21 protein-coding genes are annotated in these 20552 nt (G+C 62.8%); 13 read left to right on the forward strand and 8 right to left on the reverse strand.

The window, feature by feature from the left end; all coding sequences use genetic code 11:
* Nucleotides 1-73 precede the first annotated feature (73 nt).
* Nucleotides 74-664, forward strand: a complete 591-nt coding sequence (locus tag LDN90_RS21365; protein WP_223947044.1) for a TetR/AcrR family transcriptional regulator — start codon at nucleotides 74-76, stop codon at nucleotides 662-664.
* A gap of 15 nt (nucleotides 665-679) precedes the next feature.
* Here the strand turns inward: LDN90_RS21365 and LDN90_RS21370 are convergent, their stop codons facing one another.
* The gene (locus LDN90_RS21370) at nucleotides 680-1330 is read right to left on the reverse strand and encodes a LysE family translocator (RefSeq protein WP_223947045.1); all 651 of its coding nucleotides are present in this window, start codon (nucleotides 1328-1330) and stop codon (nucleotides 680-682) included.
* A 162-nt stretch (nucleotides 1331-1492) separates the two neighbouring features.
* Between LDN90_RS21370 and LDN90_RS21375 the strand changes: the two genes are divergently transcribed.
* Together LDN90_RS21375 and LDN90_RS21380 are read left to right on the forward strand one after the other, a co-directional pair.
* Nucleotides 1493-2905, forward strand: coding sequence for an aldehyde dehydrogenase family protein (locus LDN90_RS21375; RefSeq protein WP_223949351.1), 1413 nt, complete (start codon nucleotides 1493-1495; stop codon nucleotides 2903-2905).
* A gap of 144 nt (nucleotides 2906-3049) precedes the next feature.
* On the forward strand, nucleotides 3050-3907 hold the full coding sequence (locus tag LDN90_RS21380; protein WP_223949352.1) for a prephenate dehydratase: 858 nt from the start codon (nucleotides 3050-3052) through the stop codon (nucleotides 3905-3907).
* On the opposite strand, the gene LDN90_RS21385 is transcribed toward LDN90_RS21380, so the two are convergent.
* The 5 genes from LDN90_RS21385 to LDN90_RS21405 all read right to left on the reverse strand — a co-directional run bounded on the left by LDN90_RS21385 (nucleotide 3908) and on the right by LDN90_RS21405 (nucleotide 8119).
* Nucleotides 3908-4330 carry a low molecular weight phosphatase family protein gene (locus LDN90_RS21385; RefSeq protein WP_223947046.1) on the reverse strand — a complete coding sequence of 141 codons (423 nt, stop codon included), beginning with the start codon at nucleotides 4328-4330 and terminating at the stop codon, nucleotides 3908-3910.
* Nucleotides 4331-4429: 99 nt separating this feature from the next.
* Nucleotides 4430-5806 (reverse strand): FAD-dependent oxidoreductase, encoded by a 1377-nt coding sequence (locus LDN90_RS21390; RefSeq protein WP_223949353.1) that lies wholly within the window; start codon nucleotides 5804-5806, stop codon nucleotides 4430-4432.
* Between the two features lie 26 nt (nucleotides 5807-5832).
* Complete coding sequence (trxB, locus tag LDN90_RS21395; RefSeq protein WP_223949354.1) at nucleotides 5833-6810, reverse strand: thioredoxin-disulfide reductase; 978 nt, start codon at nucleotides 6808-6810, stop codon at nucleotides 5833-5835.
* A gap of 40 nt (nucleotides 6811-6850) precedes the next feature.
* The gene (locus LDN90_RS21400) at nucleotides 6851-7273 is read right to left on the reverse strand and encodes an arsenate reductase ArsC (RefSeq protein ID WP_223947047.1); all 423 of its coding nucleotides are present in this window, start codon (nucleotides 7271-7273) and stop codon (nucleotides 6851-6853) included.
* A 171-nt stretch (nucleotides 7274-7444) separates the two neighbouring features.
* Nucleotides 7445-8119, reverse strand: coding sequence for a metalloregulator ArsR/SmtB family transcription factor (locus tag LDN90_RS21405; protein WP_223947048.1), 675 nt, complete (start codon nucleotides 8117-8119; stop codon nucleotides 7445-7447).
* 45 nt (nucleotides 8120-8164) lie between these two features.
* Between LDN90_RS21405 and LDN90_RS21410 the strand changes: the two genes are divergently transcribed.
* The 4 genes from LDN90_RS21410 (at nucleotide 8165) to LDN90_RS21425 (ending at nucleotide 12172) form a co-directional block, all read left to right on the forward strand.
* Nucleotides 8165-8905 carry an MIP/aquaporin family protein gene (locus tag LDN90_RS21410; protein ID WP_223947049.1) on the forward strand — a complete coding sequence of 247 codons (741 nt, stop codon included), beginning with the start codon at nucleotides 8165-8167 and terminating at the stop codon, nucleotides 8903-8905.
* Between the two features lie 58 nt (nucleotides 8906-8963).
* The gene (locus LDN90_RS21415; protein ID WP_223947050.1) at nucleotides 8964-9311 is read left to right on the forward strand and encodes a metalloregulator ArsR/SmtB family transcription factor; all 348 of its coding nucleotides are present in this window, start codon (nucleotides 8964-8966) and stop codon (nucleotides 9309-9311) included.
* 74 nt (nucleotides 9312-9385) lie between these two features.
* Complete coding sequence (locus LDN90_RS21420) at nucleotides 9386-9868, forward strand: GNAT family N-acetyltransferase (protein WP_223949355.1); 483 nt, start codon at nucleotides 9386-9388, stop codon at nucleotides 9866-9868.
* 36 nt (nucleotides 9869-9904) lie between these two features.
* On the forward strand, nucleotides 9905-12172 hold the full coding sequence (locus tag LDN90_RS21425; protein ID WP_223947051.1) for a PEP/pyruvate-binding domain-containing protein: 2268 nt from the start codon (nucleotides 9905-9907) through the stop codon (nucleotides 12170-12172).
* A 4-nt stretch (nucleotides 12173-12176) separates the two neighbouring features.
* Here LDN90_RS21425 and LDN90_RS21430 read toward each other — a convergent pair whose 3' ends face one another.
* Nucleotides 12177-14348 (reverse strand): MMPL family transporter, encoded by a 2172-nt coding sequence (locus LDN90_RS21430; RefSeq protein WP_223947052.1) that lies wholly within the window; start codon nucleotides 14346-14348, stop codon nucleotides 12177-12179.
* Nucleotides 14349-14510: 162 nt separating this feature from the next.
* Between LDN90_RS21430 and LDN90_RS21435 the strand changes: the two genes are divergently transcribed.
* The 5 genes from LDN90_RS21435 (at nucleotide 14511) to LDN90_RS21455 (ending at nucleotide 18654) form a co-directional block, all read left to right on the forward strand.
* A complete protein-coding gene (locus tag LDN90_RS21435) occupies nucleotides 14511-15020 on the forward strand; it encodes a MarR family transcriptional regulator (RefSeq protein ID WP_223947053.1) in 510 nt (169 codons plus the stop codon).
* A 29-nt stretch (nucleotides 15021-15049) separates the two neighbouring features.
* Nucleotides 15050-15865, forward strand: a complete 816-nt coding sequence (locus LDN90_RS21440) for a class I SAM-dependent methyltransferase (protein WP_223947054.1) — start codon at nucleotides 15050-15052, stop codon at nucleotides 15863-15865.
* Nucleotides 15866-16070: 205 nt separating this feature from the next.
* Nucleotides 16071-16430 (forward strand): YciI family protein, encoded by a 360-nt coding sequence (locus tag LDN90_RS21445; RefSeq protein ID WP_216926769.1) that lies wholly within the window; start codon nucleotides 16071-16073, stop codon nucleotides 16428-16430.
* 1 nt (nucleotide 16431) lies between these two features.
* On the forward strand, nucleotides 16432-17652 hold the full coding sequence (locus LDN90_RS21450) for a DUF6596 domain-containing protein (protein ID WP_223947055.1): 1221 nt from the start codon (nucleotides 16432-16434) through the stop codon (nucleotides 17650-17652).
* Nucleotides 17653-17670: 18 nt separating this feature from the next.
* On the forward strand, nucleotides 17671-18654 hold the full coding sequence (locus LDN90_RS21455) for an aldo/keto reductase (RefSeq protein ID WP_223947056.1): 984 nt from the start codon (nucleotides 17671-17673) through the stop codon (nucleotides 18652-18654).
* 22 nt (nucleotides 18655-18676) lie between these two features.
* On the opposite strand, the gene LDN90_RS21460 is transcribed toward LDN90_RS21455, so the two are convergent.
* On the reverse strand, nucleotides 18677-19750 hold the full coding sequence (locus tag LDN90_RS21460) for a DNA polymerase IV (protein WP_223947057.1): 1074 nt from the start codon (nucleotides 19748-19750) through the stop codon (nucleotides 18677-18679).
* A gap of 167 nt (nucleotides 19751-19917) precedes the next feature.
* Here LDN90_RS21460 and LDN90_RS21465 point away from each other — a divergent pair, with 167 nt between their 5' ends.
* A complete protein-coding gene (locus LDN90_RS21465) occupies nucleotides 19918-20544 on the forward strand; it encodes a LysE family transporter (protein WP_223947058.1) in 627 nt (208 codons plus the stop codon).
* Nucleotides 20545-20552 lie beyond the last annotated feature (8 nt).

The following is a 20552-nucleotide window of genomic DNA, read 5'->3' on the forward strand; positions in this document are numbered from 1 at the left end:
TGTAGAGAATAACCAGAACGTAAGATGAGTCACAAGACCTGTCCGCCAAATATTTCTCCGGGAGCTCCGCACAGTGCCAAAGATTGTGGACCACGATCAACGACGCCTCGAACTGGTGGACGCAACCTGGCGGATCATTGCAAGGCTGGGCATTGAAGGCGCAACCATGCGGGAAATTGCGGAAGAAGCCGGCTTTGCCAATGGCGCCCTCAAGCCCTACTTTCCCACCAAGGATCTGCTGCTGACGTCAGCTTTCGGACACGTTTTCAACCGCACCAACCAGCGCATAGCCGCCGTGACCACGGGCTTGGCCGGCGTCGCCGCCCTGCGAGCCTTCTGCGCCGAGGTCCTGCCGCTGGACGAGGAACGCGTCAACGAAGCGCGCATCGTGATCCCGTTTTGGCAGAAGGCACTCAATGACGCAGCGATGGCCACCCTGCACAGCGAGTCGATGAACCAGTGGCACAGCACCATCACGGCACATACAGCAGCAGCCCGCGCGGCCGGCGAGATTGCCGCCCCCATCGGGGACGCCGCCGTCGCCGATCATCTGCTCAACATGATGCTGGGCGCCCAGATCGTGGCAGCGCTGTCCCCCGCAGAGCACTTTGCCCAGGACCTTGAGGGGCAGCTGGACAACTACATGAGGCTGCTGGCGGGATAACTACGAGCAGGCTGCCTAGCTGCTGGCGCCCGACGCCACCACGCCGACGCCCAGTCCCGCAATAACCCCGCTACTGACACGCTCGACGGCGGTACTCACCTTGGGGCGCTTGAGCCACCTCATTGCCCTGAACGCCACCACTGCGATCATCGAGAGGTAGGCAAAGGCAATGACGGCAACCACGATGCCCAGGATGAGTGATGTGCCCATGGTGTCGCCGCCATGCGGGATGAATTGCGGGACGACGGCCAGGTAGAACAGGCCCACCTTCGGGTTGAGCAGGGTGGAGAGCGCTCCTGCGCCCAGCGCCGCGAGCCGGCTGTACGGCAGGGGTGCCTCAGCGCCTGCTCCCTCAACGGATTCCTTGGCCGCCTTGGCAGCTTTACGGGACTTGATGAACGAAGAAACGCCGAGGTACAGCAAATACAAGCCGCCCGCGATCTTCAGCCACCGGAAGAGCTCCGCCGACTGTTCCAACAGCGCGGCCAATCCGATACCCACCAAGGCAGCCCACACAATCGCGGCACCTGCCGATCCAGCCGCCGCAGCGATCCCGGCGCTGGGCCGGTTCAGGGCAATACGCAGCACCAGGAACGTATCCGGGCCCGGGGTCACGGAGAGGACCAGGCAGAGACCAGCGAAGGCGGCGAGGGATGCAAGAGTCACCCGCCAAATTATCCGGTACGAACGGGGCTGCCGGAAAGCGTTCGCTTCCCGTCAAGGGCTGTTCGTGCATAGACAAGGCGACTCTGCGTGACGCCGACCACACTGGAATCATCGCCGCGCGCCTCACCGGCCGCCAAGACTTACTACCCGAGCGGAGTACCAATGGAGACTTACGACGCCTTGCTGGCCTCGATTACCGCAGCCCCCGGCCAGAACAGCCGCACGATTCTTGACCCTGCAACGGGTGCGGCTGTTGGTGAAACCCCCGTCCACACCGTGGAAGATCTTGACGCCGCTGTTGCAGCTGCCGCAGCTGCACAGCCAGCCTGGGCTGCCTTGGGCCATGACGCGCGGTCCGCTGCACTCATGAAGGCCGCTGACGCCGTCGAACGCTCTGCTGAAGAGCTCGCCCAACTGCTCTCTCGCGAGCAGGGCAAGCCCCTGAACGGCCCGAACGCCCGCTTCGAAGTCGGCGCTTGCGCAGCGTGGCTCCGCGCAACTGCCGCCACGCCGCTGGACCCTGAGACGGTGGTGGACGACGGCGAAACCCGTGCCGAACTGCACTACCGACCTATCGGCGTCGTGGGTGCGATCGGCCCTTGGAACTGGCCGATGATGATCACTGTCTGGCAGATCGCACCTGCCCTCCGGATGGGCAACGCCGTGGTGGTCAAGCCCTCCGAATACACTCCGCTGTCCGTGCTGGCGTTGGCCGCAATCATCAACCAGGAACTGCCCGAGGGCCTGCTATCGGTGGTGTCCGGTGGCCGCGACGTCGGCGAGGCCCTGGCAGCGCACGAGGCAATCGGCAAGGTCATGTTCACCGGTTCCACGGCCACTGGCAAGGCGATCATCCGCTCGTCGGCTGATACGGTCAAGCGCCTCACGCTGGAACTCGGCGGCAACGATGCCGGCATCGTCCTCCCTGACGCCGACCCCAAAGCCATCGCCGAAGGCCTGTTCTGGGGTGCGTTCATCAACACCGGCCAGACCTGTGCCGCGCTGAAGCGCCTCTACGTGCACGAGTCCCACTACGAGGCCGTGTGCACAGAATTGGCCGCCGTTGCTGCTGCGATGCCGATGGGAAATGGCTTGGACGAGAACAACGTCCTTGGCCCGCTGCAGAACCGCCAGCAGTACGACATCGTGGCCCGGCTGGTTGAGGCCGCCCGCGAGTCCGGTGCCCGCATCCTGCTCGGTGGTAACCCCGACGCCGATCAGCCCGGCAACTTCTACCCCACCACGCTGGTAGCCGACATCGACAACGAAAACCCGCTCGTGGCCGAGGAACAGTTCGGCCCTGCCCTGCCGATCATCAAGTACAGCACCGTTGACGAAGCCGTCGTCAAAGCAAACGCGCTCGACGTCGGACTCGGCGCCTCAGTCTGGTCCTCCGACCTGGCTGCCGCCCGCGAGGTCGCCTCCCGTATCCAAGCCGGAACCGTGTGGATCAACAAGCACGGCGCCGTGGACCCCCGCATCCCGTTCGGCGGCGCAAAGCAGTCCGGCTACGGGCTGGAGTTCGGCGCGGAGGGCCTCAAAGCCTTGGGAGTTCCGCAGATCATCAACGGCTGACTTCCCGGTTTCCTGGCCCAACTAAGTCGCAGTTGAGCGCGTTTTGACCCCTCAAAACGCGCTCAACTGCGACTTAGTTGGGTTGCCGGTCACAGGGTGGACCCGGTTGGGTTGCTGGGTGCTCAGCGTGAAACCATGAGCACCATGGCCCAGAAGATTGCGTATCAAGGTGAACCGGGAGCCAACTCGGATCTCGCGTGCAAGGAAATGTTCCCCGAACTCGAAAGCGTGCCGTGCGCCAGCTTTGAGGACGCGTTCGAACTGGTTTCCACGGGCGAAGTCGAGCTGGCGATGATCCCGATTGAGAATTCCATCGCCGGACGTGTGGCTGACATCCATGTGCTGCTCCCCCAGTCCAAGCTGCAAATCGTGGGCGAGTACTTCCTGCCGATCCGATTCGACCTCTTGGGCATTCCAGGCAGCACCATTGAAGGCGCAACAGAGGTTCACAGCCATATCCACGCTTTGGGCCAGTGCCGCAAGATCATTCGGGAAGCTGGCCTGAAGCCAGTTATCGCCGGAGACACGGCAGGATCAGCCAGGGAAGTGCGCGACTGGAACGATCCCCGCAAGCTTTCCCTCGCTCCTCCACTGGCCGCAGGCTTGTACGGTCTGGATGTCCTGGCCTCCGGCGTCGAGGATGACCCCACCAACACCACTCGTTTTGTGGTTCTGGCGCGGGAACGCGAAATCCCCACCAAGGAGGAGCTCCCGGGTCCCGCGATCACGAGCTTCGTGTTCCGTGTTCGCAACGTCCCCTCGGCCCTCTACAAAGCGCTCGGTGGTTTTGCGACCAACGGCCTGAACATGACCAGGCTTGAGAGCTACATGGTGGGCAACGAGTTCGCGGCCACCATGTTCATCTCCGACGTCGAAGGGCACCCTGCGGACGCACGTCTCCGCCGGGCGCTGGAGGAGCTGGAATTCTTCACCACGGAGGTGCGGATCCTGGGCGTCTACGCCGCCGATGGCTATCGCGAACGGAGCACCGTCAACGTTTAGCTATGCCCCACTGTCAGCAAGCTCGCCGTACAGTTTCCCAACCCGGGCTTTGATATCGTCCCGGACCAAGCGCATGCGTTCCATGCCCTCGATGCCACGTTCGGATGGCTCGTCGGTCTCCCAGATCTCGAACAGCTTGCCGAAAGGCGGATCAAGTTTCGCTTCGGTTCCGAGGACGATGACCGCATCCACGAGATCCAGGACTTCGTCCGTCACCGGTTTAGGGTGTTCGCCCGTAATGTCGATACCCAACTCGGTCAGGGAGTCCACTGCTTGACTGTTCAGAGATGGGCCAGGCTTGGTACCCGCTGAGTAAACAGTGATGGTGTTCCCCGCAAGATCGCGGAAAAGCCCTGCAGCAAGTTGGGATTTGCCACCGTTCTTGCTGCAGACGAAGAGGACAGCTGGTTTCTTGTGTGTCATGTAGGCACTGATTCTTTCGTGAGGGACGCCATCAAATCCTTGATCCGGTGGCGGATTTCATCGCGATCCCGCGATATCGGACTCTCTGGTGGACGGCCGTTAGATTTGCCCGGAGCGTCCGTGGGCGAGTCCAGTCGGGAATCCGATCAGGACCGGTTCGGGTGAAGCACAGCAGCCCGACTCCGCTTCTTCGTTGATGCCCGTTGCGGGAACATCGCAACTGGTCCCGGCGTCCGTGGAGCATACTCCGGTTTCCGGCAATTCCAGCTGCACCAAGTCCGCGGCCTCGTGGTCACCGGCCAGGGCAGCAGCGACGGAACGGACCTGCTCATAGCCCGTGGCCAGCAGGAAAGTGGGGGCACGGCCATAGGACTTCATCCCCACGATGTAAAAATCCTTCTCCGGGTGGGAGAGAAGCTTGGCGCCGTGCGGAGGCACCGTGCCGCAGGAGTGGAACTCCGGGTCAATCAGTGGGCCGAGCTCGGTGGGTGCCTCAACAGCAGGATCGAGGTTGAGACGGAGTTCGCGCAGGATCTCCAGGTCCGGGCGGAAGCCGGTACACGGAACGATGACATCGACATCCAGCGTGCGGCCGTCGACAGATTCAACGCTCACTCCGGAATCGAGCGTTTTCAGGCCAGCTATGCCGAAACGTGTGTGCAGCTCGATGCTTCCGGCTTCGACGAGCCGACGGAGCCTGGCGCCGAGCTGGCCCCGGGCGGGCAATCCGTCCGCGGATCCGCCACCGTAGACCTTATCTGCAGAGCTACCTCGCACGGCCCACAGGATCCGGGTGTTGGGTTCGTCCTTGGAGAGGTCGGCCAAATTGATCAGGGTGTTCGCAGCTGAGTGTCCAGCGCCCACGACAAGGACGCGACGGCCGGCAAAGCTGGTCCGGTCCCGCCCTGTGACGTCAGGAAGGGGCGAGGATATGCGGACCGCCGCAGTCTCTTCGCCAATGGCGGGCAGGCCTGAGGTGCCCAGTGGGTTGCGGGTTGACCACGTTCCTGAAGCGTCGATGACGGCAGCAACAACGTGATCACGGGTTTCGCCGTTTGCGTGCTCCACCCTGACCAGGAAAGGAGTGGTGTCCCGGCCACGGACGTGGGTCTTGTCCAGTCCTAGGCGGGTAACCGCGATAACTCGAGCGCCCGTCTGCAGCCGGGACGCCATGACCGGCATGTCTGCCAGCGGGGTGAGGTACTTGTCGATGAGTTCCCCACCGTAAGGCAGCGCCGTGGGGCGGGGAGATTCCCAGCCCGTTTGCTCCAGGAGGCGGACGGCGGCTGCATCGATGTTGAAACGCCAGGGCGAGAAGAGCCGGATGTGGCGCCATTGTTCGATGGCCGCACCTGCGGAGTGCCCAGCTTCAAAAATGATTGGCTCGAGGCCACGTTCGAGCAAGTGCGCTGCTGCGGCCAAACCGACCGGGCCGGCACCGATCACCGCGACGGGAAGGTTCTTAGCTGACTCCATGGTGTCCTCTTTCATCCTTAAGATCCTCAGGCGTGGGTGGGTTCTTCCACCAGTGCCGTAGCTATGCTGTCTGCGTCCTCAAGTGCCGCCAGAAATCGCTCAGCATCCAGCGCTGCAGCACACCCTGTGCCGGCGGCGGTGATCGCCTGACGGTAACGGTGATCAACCGCATCGCCGCACGCGAAGACCCCGGAGAGATTGGTGCAGGTGGTGGGCGAATCGACTTTGATGTAACCCTCAGCGTCCAGGTCTACCTGCCCGGCGACAAGCTCGGTGCGGGGCAAATGACCAATGGCAACGAAGATCCCTGTGGCAGCCTGTTCGCGGGTTTCTCCAGTGCGGGTATCTGTGAGAGTCACTCCGGTAACTTTGGTGTCGCCGTGGATCTTGGTGACGGCAGAGTTCCAGGCGAAGCTGATCTTGGGATTGTCCTTGGCGCGCTGGGCCATGATGCGCGAGGCACGGAGTTCACCCTTGCGGACCACGACAGTCACGGACTTGCCGAACCGTGTTAGGAACGTTGCTTCTTCCATGGCAGAGTCTCCACCGCCAACCACGATGATGTCCTGTTCCCGGAAGAAGAAGCCGTCGCACGTGGCGCACCAGGACACGCCGTGTCCGCTAAGCTTTTTCTCTTCCGGCAGTCCGAGTTCCTTATAGGCCGAGCCAGTCGCGAGAATAACGGCGGGCGCTTCGTGCGTCTCCCCCGCGCCGGTGACCACCCGTTTGAGGTGAGCTTTTAGGTCGACTTCCGTGACGTCGTCGAACACGATGCGGGCGCCGAATTTCTCGGCCTGCTCCTGGAGTCCGTCCATCAACTCAGGGCCCTGGATACCGGCCGGGAAGCCCGGGAAGTTTTCGACCTCGGTGGTGTTCATCAAAGCGCCACCCGCAGTGACCGAGCCCGCCAGGACGAGCGGTTTGAGCCCTGCCCGGGCGGCGTAGATGGCCGCGGTGTAGCCGGCCGGGCCCGAGCCGATGATAATCAGTTGTTCGGCGCTGATGTCATTACTCACGGGAATCTCTCCTATGCGGGAAGCCGGATTACTTGGACGCAGGGATGAGGGAGTCGATCAGGCCCTCGATGCGGGTCTTTATTTCATCCCGAATGGGCCGTACCGCGTCAACACCCTGGCCAGCTGGGTCTTCCAGGACCCAGTCTTCATACCGCTTGCCGGGGAAGTACGGGCATTCGTCGCCACAGCCCATGGTGATGACGACGTCGGATTCCTTGACGGCCTCGGTGGTGAGTACCTTCGGGATTTCGGCGGACATGTCGATGCCCAGTTCGGCCATGGCCTCGACGGCGGCCGGGTTGACCTTGTCGGCGGGCTGGGAACCGGCGGAGCGGACCTCGATTTCCCCCTTGGCGAGGGTGGTCAGGAACGCGGCCGCCATCTGGGACCGGCCCGCATTGTGGACGCAGACAAACAGGACGGAGGGCTTCTTGGCGGTTTCGGTGCTCACGGGTTTTCTCCTGGAAGTGTTGTGCGAATGAGTGAGTGGTGTGGAGTCATGCGCCCTTACCGTAAAGCTCTCCAAATCGTATCGATCGATAGATATTGATGATGATCGATATAGAGAAGTATCGGGCGATAAATTGATGATTGTCAATATTTGATTTTCAGGACCACGACCTCAAGCGGCGACGACGCGCGCGGCGAGCCCCGTGACGCGGTGGGCAATATCCTCGAAGGCCTTGTCGAAGGCCGCCGGAGTATTCACCCGCAAGGGGTCGGAGACAGACCAGTGGATTCCACCGAGGCCGATCAACTCCTCGTGGGCGTTGTCGCAGACGGTCACAATGAAGTCGGCGCCATCCGCCACTTCATCAAGCGCGCGCGGAGCAGCATCCGGCAGATCCAAACCATGTCGCCGGGCTGCCTCGACGGCTCCGCGGGCGATACTGTCCGCGGGATGCGTTCCAGCGGAGGCCGAGGGTACCGTGCTGGCCTGCCGCCAAAGGGCTGCGGCCAGTTGGGAGCGGGCACTGTTGCGGGTGCAAACGAACAAGACGCGGCGTGCGTCGTGGGCGATGCCAGGCACGAGACCCTCAAAGGCGTCGCTGGCGAGGCGGAAGTAGCTACGGCGCTTGTCCGCCTCCGAGCGGCGACGGGTTGCCAAGCCTGCTTCCTCGAGGGTTCGCAGGTGGTGGGAGAGCAAGTTGGAGGGCATGCCCAGTTCAGCTTGCAGTTCCGTTGGCGAAAGGTCCCCCAAGGTAAGCAGGTCCACTATGCGCAGGCGCGCTGGATCGGCGAGGGCGGCATGCCTGGCGACCCTGGCCTGGAACATCTCAACTGCTTCAATACTCATTGGTTCAATTTTGACTGAGTTAATTCTTTGCGTCAAGCTGTTCCCATGACTTCACTCCAGCCGCCCCTATGGCGCCGCGCCATTGCCGAACTGCTAGGTACCGGTCTGCTGGTTGCCGTCGTTGTCGGGTCCGGGATTGCCGCTCAACAGATGTCCCCAGCTGACACCGGCCTGCAGCTGCTGCAAAACAGCACGGCAACAGTTCTCGGGCTGACAGTGCTGATCCTGGTATTCGGGCCGATCAGTGGTGCTCACTTCAACCCCGTAGTGTCCTTGGCGGACTGGTTCCTGGGGCGGCGCAATGGGTCCGGACTGACTCTTCGGGACCTCGGGGCGTATATACCCGCCCAGATGCTTGGCGCAATCTGCGGCAGCACCCTGGCGAACGCCATGTTTGAGGTCGGGACGGCCATTTCCAAGAAGGAACGCGCGACGCCCGGGCACCTACTGGCCGAGATCGTTGCCACCGCAGTGCTGATCCTCTTGATTTTCGCCCTCGCCGCCACGAATAGGGGTGTCCTGGCAGCCCCAGCCGTGGGCGCTTACATCGGCGCCGCGTACTGGTTCACGTCCTCAACTTCATTTGCCAACCCAGCCGTAACCCTCGGCCGGATTTTCAGCGACACGTTTGCCGGCATCGCACCAGCATCCGCGCCTCCATTCATCGCCGCACAGCTAGTAGGGGCGGCGTCGGGCCTAGCGCTTCTGCTCCTGTTCTTTCCAGGGGCCGGGCGTGCCGCCAGCGAAGTGGCCATCCCTCAAGCAGCCGAAGGCGCCGAGCGTTAACGGCGAACGCGCGAAGAGCATACATTGATGAATGTCAATGTTGCGGCATAATGGATAGATGACCTCGCTGCCACTCCTCGAACCGGCTACGGAGAAGGACTGCTGTCCACCATCAACAGGGTCCCTCGATGCCTATGAGGCTCAGGTCCGCGCCTCCGTATTTAAGGCGCTGGCCGATCCCAACCGCCTTCGCCTGTTGTCCATCGTCAAAAGCGCAGACGGCGGCGAAGCGTGCGTCTGCGATCTCACCGAGCCCCTGGACCTCGGCCAGCCGACAGTCTCACACCACTTAAAGATCCTTGTGGATGCGGGACTTCTGCACCGCGAAAAGCGGGGAACATGGGCCTACTACTCGTTGGTCCCGGGTTCCATTGAGCGGACTTCCGGCCTGCTGGAGACCTTGTGACAAGCGAGACTGCAGGGACAAGGGAGATACGTACAAAACCGGCATTGACCAACAGCAAGGTCCGGATCCGCAAAATGACCCGTCCCGATTGGCCGGTGGTCCGGGAGATCTTCACTGAAGGCATCGCGTCCGGGAACGCCACGTTCGAGCCCGCTGCTCCCGAGTGGGAGCAATTCGACGCTACAAGACTCAAGGATCACCGGCTGGTCGCGGAAGCAGAGGGACGGATCCTCGGTTGGGCCGCAGTATCCGCCATCTCCTCGCGAGCAGCGTATGCGGGTGTCGTAGAGCATTCCATTTACGTGGCCGGGGAAGCCCGCGGTTTGGGTGTAGGCAAGGCCCTTCTCCGCGCATTGATCACGTCCACTGAAGAAGCAGGAATCTGGACGATCCAGGCCAGCGTCTTTCCCGAGAATGAAGCAAGCCTCCGGCTGCATGCTGTGGAGGGCTTCACGATTGTCGGGCGGCGGAATCGAATCGCCCGGATGCCTCTTGGCCCACTCGCGGGGCAATGGCGCGACACCATAATGATCGAAAGACGGTCCGCGACGGTCTGAAACCGGAAGTGTCTGCGCAGAGGGAGGGTCATGGCTATGAGCGAGTTTCCGCAGCTTGGCTCTGCGAGCGCGGACCAGACGGGGTTGGGCAGCAAAGCAGCCACGCTTTCCGGGCTCTCGGCAGCGGGTTTCAACGTCCCAGCGGGGTTCGTCGTCACGTCGGAGGTGGTCGGGCAACTCGGCAACGGTCTCGCCAATGCGCTGGAAGTTGCCGCCGCCAAAATCGGCCCGGGCCCGTACGCGGTCAGGTCCTCTTCCGCCGCCGAAGACCTCGCCGGGGCTTCCTACGCCGGCCTCTACGAAACCTTGCTGAATGTCGAGCGGGATGACCTCGAGCATGCTGTCGGGCAATGCCTCGCTTCCGCGGGGGAGCACAGAGTTGCGGCGTATGAGACTGCTCTCGGAGCAGCGTCCCGGGGCGATGCGGCAAGCCCTTCCATGGCGGTACTCGTTCAACAGATGGTACAGCCTCGTGCCGCAGGCGTTGCCTTTACTGCCAACCCACTGACCGGTGACCGCGACGAAACCATTGTCACTGCGGTCGCCGGTCTTGGGGAATCGCTGGTATCCGGTGAAGCTGTCGGAGAGCAATGGACAGTCCGCGCCAGCGACACCACGCGCAACGGGGACGGCAACATCCTCACCTCGGACCAAGCACTGCAAGTAGCAGCACTGGCCCGTCGGATCCACGAACGAGCAGGAGTGCCGCAAGACATCGAGTGGGCGCTGGACCATGACGGCGCACTCTTCCTCCTTCAGGCCCGCCCGATGACGGCGCTTCCCCTGCCAGCAGTTTGGACAGCTCCGGGCGAAGGCCTATGGGCCAGGAACTTCCGCCTCGGTGAATGGCTTCCAGATCCCATGACGCCGCTGTTCGAGGACTGGCTTCTACGACGGATCGAGGCCGGGTATCTCGACGGCATGGAGGACGACATTCAGGTGCGGGTGCCATTTCGTTACGGCTCCGTCAACGGCTGGTACTACAACGCCCCGCCGATTCCGTCCCCACGGATTGTGGTGCCGTTGATAGTTCGAAGCCGTGGTCGCCTGCCGTGGTTCCTTTTCAACGTCCTTCTCCGGGTCTCCCACAATCCGGCTGCGGCACACCGCGCTGTTCTCCATGGGTTGGAGCTGAAATGGCGCCAGCAACTGCTGCCCGACTATCGGGAGCTCGTGCGCAGTGCAGAGCAAGAGGTGGACACAGCTCCCCCGGCAAGGCTCATCGAGCTTGTAGATGCCATCGCCCAGCACGCGGGAATCTACCTGTGGTCATTGGCCGTGGTGGGCGGATCTGCCTGGAAAATGGAAGTGGCCCTGGCCAGATTCTGGCAAAGGCACCTAGCCACTCCCCTGAGCGACATCCCGGAAGGGCGGCTCGGCCATCAGGCGCTCCTCCGCGGTCTCACAGGCAGCACAGGCCTCACCGGCAGCGGTCTCACAGGCAACACTGCGACACCACCGGAATCAGCCGTTTATTCCCTCGACTGGTACCACCAGACCCTCGGAGAGGCCGGCATCCGAAGGCCTGAAACGGATTCAACCACCTCAGGCAAGGAGGCTCTTGACGCACAGCGAAAGGCAGCCGAAGCCGCAGCGAGGGAGGTGCTGCTTGATAATCCCAGGATCCTCACCCGCTTTGATTCCCTCCTCACGATGGCCCAGTACTACGCCGCCCTACGGGAGGAACAGTCCCTTTACCTCACTCTCGGATGGCCGGTTTTGCGCCGTTGCGCCAAACGGTTGGGAGAAAACCTAGCTGCCGCAGGAGCCATCGAGGATCCGCAGGACATCCATTTCCTCCACCTGGGTGAAGTAGTGAACCCCTCGGCGGACCACAGGGAGCTGGTAGGAAGCCGCCGGGCAACCTGGGAGATGCAACGGCGCCTGGACGCACCACTCATCATTGGGGAACCCGGCAGGTTTGGAGCTGATCCCTTGGCAAGCGCAGTTGACGCAGCCAGGACAACCCGCGAGGTTCCCGCGGGTGCGATTGTCGGCCACCCGGCCAGCACCGGACGCGCGACGGGCAGGGTGCGGGTTATGTCAGGCCTGGAGGAATTCGACAGCTTCCTCGATGGCGAGATACTCGTGGCCCGATCCACCGCACCGGCATGGACGCCCCTTTTCGCTCGAGCCGCCGCCGTGATCACCGACGGCGGAACCCTCGCCGCCCACGCGTCGCTGGTTGCCCGGGAGTACGGGATACCGGCCGTCGTTGGAACCGGCAACGCAACCCGGCTACTCAAGACGGGCCAACGAGTCACCGTGGACGGAGGTGCGGGCTACGTCGTCGTGACCGAATAACGAACTACCGCCCCACCGCCGCCTGTTCCTCCTCGCGGGGACGCGTCACCGTATCAGGCTGGCGGCCAAGCTTCCCTGGCCACCAAATCCGGTGTCCGATGTCGTAGGCGAGCGCTGGCACCAGCAGTGAGCGGACCAGAATAGTATCCAGCAGCACCCCGAAGGCCACGATGAACGCCAACTGCACCAGGAACATGATGGGAATGACTCCGAGCGCGGCAAAAGTAGCAGCCAGCACAACACCCGCGGACGTAATTACCCCACCTGTGACACCCAAGCCACGCAGGATTCCGGGTCGCGTCCCGTGCTTCAACGATTCCTCGCGCACCCTGCTCATCAGGAAGATGTTGTAATCCACACCCAATGCCACCAGGAAGACGAACCCGAAGAGGGGAACCGTGGCATCGGCCCCTGGGAATCCGAAGACGCCGTTGAACACCCAAGCTGAAACACCCATGGCTGCCGCATAGGACAGGACCACGGACAACACCAGCAGCACAGGCGCCACAACGGAACGCAGCAGGAGCATCAGAATGAAAAGGATGACCACCAGGACGATGGGGATGATGACCACCAAGTCGCGCTGCGCGGTGATGTTGGTGTCCAGCGCAGTGGCCGTGACCCCGCCAACCAAGGCGTCGGCGTCGGCCTCTTTGACCGAAACCCGCAGCGACTTCACGGCCTCTTCCGCCTCAATCGAGTCAGCGGCAGAGTCGAGCGTCGCGTTGATCAGCACTTTTCCATCGCGAACGGCAGGTTCGGCAGGCGCACCGGGCGCGCCGGTGATTGGCACGTTGGACTCAGCCAGGAGGTAGGCGTCGCCCACGCCGTCGGCCGTTTTGACCTTGTCCAGCACTTCCTTCGCGGCATCTTCGGAGGCGACCACGACGGCGGGGCTGCCGCTGCCGGCGTCAAAATGCCGCGCCAGCGCGTCCTGGCCGTCCACGGCATCGGACGCCGAGAGGATGACGTCCGTTTGAGGGACTCCGTTGGCTTTCAATTGCAGAACACCGGCGGAGGCCACCAGGAGCAGCAGGACCGAAGCAACCCACACGACGCGCGGCCGGCGGGAAACCAGGGAAGCAGTCGCCCGCCACAGACCCTTTTGCCCTTCAAGTCCAGTAACCAGCTCGGGTTCGCGTTCGTCGTCGGGCAGGAGCTTGGGACGGAAAGGCCAGAAGGCTGCGCGTCCCAGCAGGGCCATGAGCGCCGGCAGGAGGGTAAGCGCGGCGAAGAGCGAGCACAGGATTCCGGCAGCTGCCACAGGACCCAGCGCCTTGTTGGAGTTCAGGTCGGAGAAGAGCAGGCAAAGCAGGGCGATGATGACGGTGGCGCCGGACGCAAGGATCGGTTCGAAGGAGGCCTTCCATGCCGTGATCATTGCGCTCGTGCGGTTGGTGGTGTGGGTCAGGGCCTCACGGAATCGCGCCACGTAGAGCAGCGCGTAGTCGGTGGCCGCACCAATCACCAGGATGGACAGGATGCCCTGACTCTGGCCATTCAGCTGGATCCAGCCCAGCTTGGCCATCGCAAATACCAGGAGAATGGCCGCGCAGAGCGCAAACACCGATGTCAGAAGGACTGCTAGAGGCAGCACGAGCGAGCGGTACACGAGCAGCAAAATGACAAACACGGCGCCAAGCGCCACGAGGAGGAGGATTCCGTCGATGCCGCCGAACGCGTTCACCAGATCAGCCGTCAGGCCGGCGGGACCCGTGACGAACGCCCGCATTCCTTCCTGGGCGCCGGGTTGAACCACGTCGCGCAGTTCCTGGATTTTGTCACGCAGCTCATCCGAGGACGCTATCGGCACGATGAACTGGACCGCTTTGCCGTCCGCCGAGGGAAGAGGCCCGACGACGGCGTCACCCAGCCTGAGTGCCTCGATGTCCGCTTTAAGCTGGGCTGCTTCGCCAAGCTGGGCCGGGGTGAAGGCGGTCCCGTTCTCAACGATGACCACCGCGGGGATCTCCTTGGAGTCCCGGAACTTCGCCTGCCAGTCGCCAGCTTCCGTCGCTTCGGCGCCTGCTGGGAGGAACGAAGCCTGATCGTTGGAGGAGACTTCGTCCAAGCGCCCGAACGTTGGGCCCCCAATACCGGCAATGCCAAGCCATGTGATGACGAGCACCACCGGCACCAGCCATCGAAGCCAAAACGGTACCTTCTGCGGGTTCATGGGTCCTTCTTCCGGAAGCTTGATAGTCTCTTTATTCCACCACAGAATATCTCTATGATGGAAGTATTCCAAGCATAGGTGGATGCCAATACCGGATTCGACGGAAGCTGCGAGTAATATCCGGAAGGCAGTTACGAAGGACAAAGCAGGCGGGAGGACGTCATGTCGGACGCATCAAACCCGCGCCCGGAGGCTGGCGCGCCCCAGGACCTGGTGCGCCTTCTGCAGGACTTCACCCTAGAAGCCAACCACTACGTGGACGCCGCGGGCGGCAAAAACGACATGCATCGGACCGACCTCAACGCCCTGGCCGTCATCATGCGACACTCCGCTGCCGGGCGTGTTGTCACGCCGGGGGTCCTTCGCAGTGAACTGCGCCTTAGCTCCCCCGCCACCACGGCGTTGGTTGACCGGCTGCACGCTTCCGGCCACGTCACCCGTGACCGTCTCGGCACCGACCGTCGGCAGGTCCAACTGCACATGACCCCCAAGGCCTACCAGGATGGAAGCGCCATGTTCATGCCGCTGGCCATGAGGATGGGCCAAGCCATGAGTGGCTACAGCGACGCTGAGTTGGATGTCGTCCGTCGCTTCATGACCGACATGATCGAGGCCACCATAGCGGCCCGCACGGAAACCGCGGAGAACGGCAACCAACCGCATTCCGCCTAAATCCACCGGCGAAGTTGTAGCGTTTCCCTATGAACGCGCAGCAGCCTGAAGATGTCTACACCCACGGGCACCACGAGTCGGTTGTCCGGGCCCACGCCTCGCGGACGGCCGAGAATTCGGCCGCGTTTGTCATTCCGCATCTCACCCCGGGGACGTCGGTCCTCGACGTCGGGTGTGGACCAGGCAGCATCACGTGTGATTTCGCGGGGCTGGTTGCACCCGCGCAGGTCATCGGTTTGGATCGCTCGGCGGACATCGTTGCCCAGGCAACGGAGCTGGCCAAGGACCGTGGCGTGGAGAACGTAGAGTTCCGCACCGGCAACATCTACGATCTCGAGTTTGAGGACGAGTCCTTCGACCTCGTCCACGCCCACCAAGTCCTCCAGCATCTGACTGACCCCGTCGCCGCCCTGCGTGAGATGCGCCGCGTGGCCAAACCGGGCGCGATCGTGGCCGTCCGCGACGCCGACTTCCACGGCATGAGCTGGTACCCGGAAGTTCCCGAGCTCGACGACTGGATGGAGCTCTACCAGAGGATCGCCCGGCGCAACGGTGCCGAACCGGATGCCGGCCGTCGATTGGTCTCGTGGGCACAGCAGGCAGGCTTTGCCCAAGTGGCACCCAGCAGCAGCAACTGGCTCTATGCCACAGCCCAACAACGGGCATGGCAATCCCGGGTGTGGAGCGAACGTGTCCTCCACTCCGCCTTTGCCGAGCAAGCCCTCGAATACGGATTCGCGAATGAGGCCGACCTCGCCCGGATCGCTGCGGGCTGGCACCGTTGGGGAGCCACGGAGGATGGCTACTTCCTCATTCCCAACGGCGAGGTGATCGCCCGGGCCTAGGATGCGCGTGGCTTCCTGACCTTGTTTGACGTGAGTGGGACCTGAAATCAACCTCTTCAGGTCTCACAAAGGCCGAGGCGTCATCAAAACAGGTCAGGAAGGTACTTTCCAAAAAACTTTGCCGAACCATGTAGAAAAGTGCCCCGCAGTTCCGACCCATGAGTGAAAGCACCCAAACAGGGCGCCACTTCATAAGGAGTTTGAGATGAAATACATGATCATGATGTTCGGGTCCGCCGAGGGCATGATGGAGACCGCCGATCCGGAGTGGGTCAAGGAAATGATCGGGTTCATGATCCAGATCGACAAGGATCTCCGCGATTCCGGTGAACTCGTCTTCAATGCTGGCCTGGCTGACGGAAGCACAGCGAAGCTCGTCAAGCAGACCCCGGACGGCGTCATCACCACGGACGGCCCATACGCCGAGTCGAAGGAATCACTGATCGGGTACTGGGTGGTGGATGTGGCCAGCGAGGAACGTGCCGTGGAAATCTGCTCGAGCATCGTCAAGTACTCGCAGGTGGTGGAACTCCGCGCTATCCCGGACGGTCCCCCGGAGGTCTAGTTTGGCCGTTCCCCCACGCGACATCGAGGACCTGCTGCGCACCTTGGCGCCGCAGGTCCTTGGCGTGCTGGCACGCAACCACGGGCAGTTCGACGCCTGCGAGGATGCGGTGCAGGAAGCCCTCATTGAGGCCGCACTCCAATGGCCATCGGGGCTACCAACAAATCCCAAAGGATGGCTGTTGGCTGTCGCATCCCGCCGGCTGGTTGATGTGTGGCGCAGTGAAAGCGCGCGCCGAGCCCGGGAGGAACGCGTCGCCGCAATGGAAATCAGCTTCCAGGACAACACTGCGTCCGAAGCCGACGACACGCTGACCCTGATGTTCCTGTGTTGCCACCCCTCCATAAGTGCGCCCTCGCAACTCGCCTTGACGCTGCGGGCCGTAGGAGGACTCACGACGGCGGAAATCGCCTCTGCTTTCCTCGTCCCCGAGGCGACCATGGGACAGCGCATCAGCCGCGCGAAACAAGGGATCCAGAAGGCAGGCGCCCGCTTCGACATGCCGCCGGAATCCGAGCGGAAGGCGAGGCTCGGCGTCGTACTTCACGTCCTCTACCTGATCTTCAACGAAGGCTACGCAGCAAGCTCGGGCGACTCGCTGCAACGCGAAGACCTCACCACGGAAGCCATCCGCTTGGCACGCCTGCTGGTGAGTGCCGCACCGGCCGAGTTCGAGGCCACCGGTTTGCTCGCGCTGATGTTGTTGACGGACTCCCGCCGTGCCGCCCGCACCCTGGCTGACGGAATGCCCGTGCCGCTGTCCGAACAGGACCGGACTTTATGGAACCGCGGGCAGATAGAGGAAGGCATCGCGTTGCTGTCTTCCGTGCTCGGCCGCGGCGCGGCAGGGCCCTACCAACTCCAGGCCGCGATCGCGGCCGTTCATGCGGAGGCGCCGTCTGATGCCGAAACGGACTGGCCCCAGGTCCTCGCCCTGTACACGGTCCTTGAAGCCGTGGCGCCCAGTCCCGTGGTGACGCTGAATCGTGCTGTTGCCGTGGCCATGGTGAATGGGCCAGCCGCCGGGCTTGAGCTGCTCGCCGGGCTGGATTCCGCGATCGGGAGGTCTCACCGCCTGGCTGCCGTGCGGGGCCATCTGCATGAGATGGCAGGCTCCTATGTGGACGCGCGCGCCGCTTACCTCGTGGCGGCCAAAAAGACAGGCAGCCTGCAGGAGCGACGGTACTTGATGGGGAAAGTTGCGCGAATGGACGAGCATTGACGCCATATAGTCGAACCCATGGAACAGCGCATACTTGGTAGGACCGGCCGGTCGGTGTCCACCGTTGGACTAGGCACATGGCAACTCGGAGCCGACTGGGGCGACGTCACAGAGGAAGACGCACTTGCCGTCCTGGAGGCCTCGGTTGACGGCGGCGTCACTTTCTTCGACACAGCCGACGTCTATGGCGATGGCCGAAGTGAACAGCTGATTGGACGCTTCCTGCGCGCTAATCCCGGGCTGGACCTGACGGTCGCCACTAAGATGGGCCGGCGCGTGGACCAGGTGCCCGAAAACTACACCCTCGCCAACTTCCGCGCGTGGACTGACCGTTCACGGCGGAATCTGCAGCAGGACACCCTGGACCTGGTCCAATTGCACTGCCCTCCCACCGCCGTCTACACGCGGGACGAGGTTTACGACGCCCTGGATACCCTCGTCAGCGAAGGCGTCATCCGCAACTATGGCGTCAGTGTCGAGCGGACTGACGAAGCCCTTGAAGCCATTAACCGCGGGAATACCTCGACCGTTCAGATCATCCTGAACGCCTTCCGGCTGAAGCCCCTCGATGACGTTCTCCCAGCAGCAAAGCAAGCCGGCGTGGGCATCATCGCCAGAGTGCCGCTGGCCTCCGGGCTGCTGTCCGGAAAGTACACTCCGGAAACCGAGTTTCCGGAGAACGACCACCGCAACTACAACCGCGACGGCTCCTCATTCGACGTCGGCGAGACCTTCTCGGGCGTCGATTTCGCCACCGGTGTAAAAGCCGCCCAAGAGTTCAGCGCATTAGTGCCCGACGGCGTCAGCACCGCCCAGGCGGCCCTCGCCTGGGTCATCGCCCAGGACGGCGTCAGCACGGTCATCCCTGGTGCCCGATCTTCAGTGCAGGCTCATGCAAACGCTGAGGCGGGAGCGATGCAGTCCGTAGGTGCAGGGCTCATCGCTGGGGTCCAGGACATCTACGATCGCTATTTCCGCGCAGCGATCCACCCACGCTGGTAGCCGGCCTGCCGCCGTCGGACTGTCACCATCCGCTGCGGGTGGGGGTGTGCCCCTTTCGGGCCTCATCGGGCATCGACATTTCGGCGCGTAGTCCCAGAAGCCGGATGGGACGGTCGGGCTCGATCCGCGTCGTGACGTCCAATGCTTGCGCGAGAACTTCGTCCCGGTCGAAGGTCTCTGGAATCTTCCTTGCGTAGGTCTTGGTGAAGAACGGGGCATACCGGACTTTGAGGGTCAGCCCCACCACCGGCCGCCCCTCAGCTGCCACGTCTTCAAGGACGCGCGCTGTCAGCTCCTTGATGGCGTCGCTGATCTGGGAGGGCTCCGTGAGATCCTGCTGGAACGTGGTCTCGCGGCCGTGTGCCCGGGCAACCCACGGGGTGTCGTCCACTTCATTGGCACCTTCACCTCGACCGAGCTGCGCATACCAAGGGCCCATCTTGGGCCCGAACTCCGGCACCAAGTCCTGGGGATCGGACGCTGCAAGCTCGGCGACTGTGGTGATCCCCAGTTTGGCCAGCCGGGCAGACACCTTGGGCCCAACTCCCCACAGCTCCTTGGTGGCCCTGTTCCCCATGACCGTGAGCCAGTTTTCCGCGGTGAGCCTGAAGATCCCGGCAGGTTTGCCGAACCCTGTGGCCACCTTGGCCCTGACCAGGGTGTCGCCGATACCGATGCTGCAATGGAGGCGCGTTCGTTCCAGGACAGCAGCCTGCACCCGCCGCGCGTACGCCTCAGGGTCCGCGGTCTCTATCCCCACAAAGGCTTCATCCCAGCCCAGCACTTGCACGGTTCCGCCGGGCTGCTCCCGCAGGGTGGACATCACCACGTCCGAGACCGCCAGATAAGCCTCCTGGTCGACGGGAAGGATCACTGCATCTGGCACTTTCCGGGCAGCTATGCGCAGCGGCATTCCAGAACCCACGCCGAACGCTCTGGCTTCATACGATGCCGTGGACACCACAGCACGTTCCGTGGGGTCTCCCCGGCCGCCCACAATGATGGGTTTGCCTGCGAGCTCCGGGCGCCGGAGGACCTCGACGGCCGCAATGAATTGGTCGAGGTCAACGTGCAGTACCCAGGGGATTCCGCTCACGGCACCAGTTTGCCCCAAGCCGCGGCTTGGACTGTAGCTTCCTGACCTTCTTTGAGCCCAGTAGCTCCTGAAATCAACCTATCTGGGGTGCATATCGGCTGGTCAGCCGCCAAACAAGGTCAGGACCCAACGTGTCCCAGGCACCCGCCTCACCCGCATAAGCTGAGATGGTGCAGTTTTCACTTTGGCTGGCCCTGGTTGGTGCCGGCACCCTGATCAGTTTCACTCCCGGCGCCGGCGCGATCTTCACCATGAGCAACTCGCTGAATTCCGGATTCCGACGCTCCATCTGGGGCATCCTCGGCCAGCAATTGGCCTTGGTTATCCACATCGTCATCGTGGCCTTGGGCGTCGGTGTGCTCGTCTCCAATTCGCCCGTGATCTTCAACGTCATCCGCTACGCCGGCGCTGCCTACCTTGTGTACCTTGGCATCCGGCAGTTCCTGCACAAGCCTGATCTGGACAAAGAGCAGATCGATGACAAGAAGAACGAGCCCGCACTGTCCATGTTCCAGAGGGGTGTTTGGGTCAATCTGCTCAATCCCAAGGCAATCGTCTTCTTCCTGGCTTTCATGCCGCAGTTCATCCGCCCGGACCAACCCCTGCTTCAGCAATACGCCGTGCTGACCGCCACCGTCCTGGCGATCGACATCATGGTCATGTGGTTCTTCTTTGCCTTAGCCGCCCGTTCCTTCCAGCGCTTCACCCACGATCAGCGAGGCCAGAAGGTCCTCAACCGGATCTTTGGTTGCCTGTTCGTGCTGGTCGGTATCCTGCTCGCAACCATCCACTAACCGAACCA

Origin of the sequence: Arthrobacter sp. NtRootA1 (assembly GCF_019976975.1) — a bacterium.
Classification (GTDB): Bacteria; Actinomycetota; Actinomycetes; order Actinomycetales; family Micrococcaceae; genus Arthrobacter; species Arthrobacter aromaticivorans.

Bases quoted from the DNA above. Each gene is read 5' to 3' on its own strand.
- LDN90_RS21375 (WP_223949351.1), top strand. From the start codon at position 1,493: ATGGAGACTTACGACGCCTTGCTGGCCTCGATTACCGCAGCCCCCGGC.
- LDN90_RS21380 (WP_223949352.1), top strand. From the start codon at position 3,050: ATGGCCCAGAAGATTGCGTATCAAGGTGAACCGGGAGCCAACTCGGAT.
- LDN90_RS21385 (WP_223947046.1), bottom strand. From the start codon at position 4,330: ATGACACACAAGAAACCAGCTGTCCTCTTCGTCTGCAGCAAGAACGGT.
- LDN90_RS21390 (WP_223949353.1), bottom strand. From the start codon at position 5,806: ATGGAGTCAGCTAAGAACCTTCCCGTCGCGGTGATCGGTGCCGGCCCG.
- LDN90_RS21405 (WP_223947048.1), bottom strand. From the start codon at position 8,119: ATGAGTATTGAAGCAGTTGAGATGTTCCAGGCCAGGGTCGCCAGGCAT.
- LDN90_RS21410 (WP_223947049.1), top strand. From the start codon at position 8,165: ATGACTTCACTCCAGCCGCCCCTATGGCGCCGCGCCATTGCCGAACTG.
- LDN90_RS21415 (WP_223947050.1), top strand. From the start codon at position 8,964: ATGACCTCGCTGCCACTCCTCGAACCGGCTACGGAGAAGGACTGCTGT.
- LDN90_RS21420 (WP_223949355.1), top strand. From the start codon at position 9,386: ATGACCCGTCCCGATTGGCCGGTGGTCCGGGAGATCTTCACTGAAGGC.
- LDN90_RS21425 (WP_223947051.1), top strand. From the start codon at position 9,905: ATGAGCGAGTTTCCGCAGCTTGGCTCTGCGAGCGCGGACCAGACGGGG.
- LDN90_RS21430 (WP_223947052.1), bottom strand. From the start codon at position 14,348: ATGAACCCGCAGAAGGTACCGTTTTGGCTTCGATGGCTGGTGCCGGTG.
- LDN90_RS21435 (WP_223947053.1), top strand. From the start codon at position 14,511: ATGTCGGACGCATCAAACCCGCGCCCGGAGGCTGGCGCGCCCCAGGAC.
- LDN90_RS21440 (WP_223947054.1), top strand. From the start codon at position 15,050: ATGAACGCGCAGCAGCCTGAAGATGTCTACACCCACGGGCACCACGAG.
- LDN90_RS21445 (WP_216926769.1), top strand. From the start codon at position 16,071: ATGAAATACATGATCATGATGTTCGGGTCCGCCGAGGGCATGATGGAG.
- LDN90_RS21455 (WP_223947056.1), top strand. From the start codon at position 17,671: ATGGAACAGCGCATACTTGGTAGGACCGGCCGGTCGGTGTCCACCGTT.
- LDN90_RS21465 (WP_223947058.1), top strand. From the start codon at position 19,918: ATGGTGCAGTTTTCACTTTGGCTGGCCCTGGTTGGTGCCGGCACCCTG.